We start from the raw sequence: 901 nt of genomic DNA, 5'->3' as shown, positions 1-901 counted from the left end.
TTCAATTGAAGGGATTTTTTGTGTAGTATAACGAAATTAATCAATGATATTTTACATTAAAAACCAATCAATTAAAGCTTCTGAACCTCCTATTAAATATATAAAACCAAGAATTATTAAGAATAGCCCTTCTATTAGAATATAAGCTCCTGTCATATCAGTATTATCTACATCAATACCTTTATCTCTAAACTCTTGAATTCTTCTTTGAGATTCTTCTCTTCTATGCCTTTTACAATAACTACTATTAGAATATGGATTTCTAGGATTATAAGGTTTTGTCATTATACTTTTTTAATATTTATATCCAACTCCTGTAACACTCGCTTTAGTACCTCCACTGATTCCATAATTACCTCCTTTACTTGTAGAAGTTAAAATCAATACAACGTGGTAACCTTTTTTAGCAGCTTCTTTTTTTAGCTTATCCATAGCTAGCTTTTGCATTTTCCCTTCACCAGTTGTACTCCAACCACTACTTGCTTTAGCCATAATCTCCTCTCCTCTTGTTAATCCATTTACATCAGATTCTAAATTTGTAATTATAACTTTCTCCCAATCTTTTTCATCATTAATAATTACTTTGTCTGATATTTTTTGATTTCTACCTGATTCAAAATCAATTTCAGAAACTAAATTTTTAGATAAAGTATTTATCATACTTTCGCCTTCATATTGAAATTTAACCTCTTTATCACTAACCTCAATCACTTTTCCTTTTATAACCTCATCTTTATGAGTTTTAATAATATCTTGACTAAAAGCAATTGAACTGATAAAAAATGTTACTAAAAAATAATAGATTCTTCTTCATAATTTGTTTATATAATTAATTTACAAACATACTTATAAAGCAACAATTGAATTTACGTAAAACCGTAATTGTAATCTTCCCTAAAAA

At 27.2% G+C, this 901-nt stretch carries 2 protein-coding genes; both read right to left on the bottom strand.

What is annotated here, in order from left to right; all coding sequences use genetic code 11:
- Positions 1–51: 51 nt before the first annotated feature.
- Complete coding sequence (locus B4E95_RS09790; protein ID WP_291091369.1) at positions 52–285, bottom strand: hypothetical protein; 234 nt, start codon at positions 283–285, stop codon at positions 52–54.
- Between the two features lie 9 nt (positions 286–294).
- The gene (locus B4E95_RS09785) at positions 295–711 is read right to left on the bottom strand and encodes a hypothetical protein (protein ID WP_291091368.1); all 417 of its coding nucleotides are present in this window, start codon (positions 709–711) and stop codon (positions 295–297) included.
- Between the last annotated feature and the right edge of the window lie 190 nt (positions 712–901).

The organism is Empedobacter sp. UBA7494 (genome assembly GCF_002478465.1).
GTDB classification, from domain to species: domain Bacteria; phylum Bacteroidota; class Bacteroidia; order Flavobacteriales; family Weeksellaceae; genus Empedobacter; species Empedobacter falsenii_B.
The sequence above is the reverse complement of the archived record's forward strand: the minus strand, read 5'-3'. Positions and strand labels throughout refer to the sequence as shown.

Excerpts from the sequence above, each read along its gene's own strand:
- B4E95_RS09790 (WP_291091369.1), bottom strand. The coding sequence starts at position 285 with ATGACAAAACCTTATAATCCTAGAAATCCATATTCTAATAGTAGTTAT.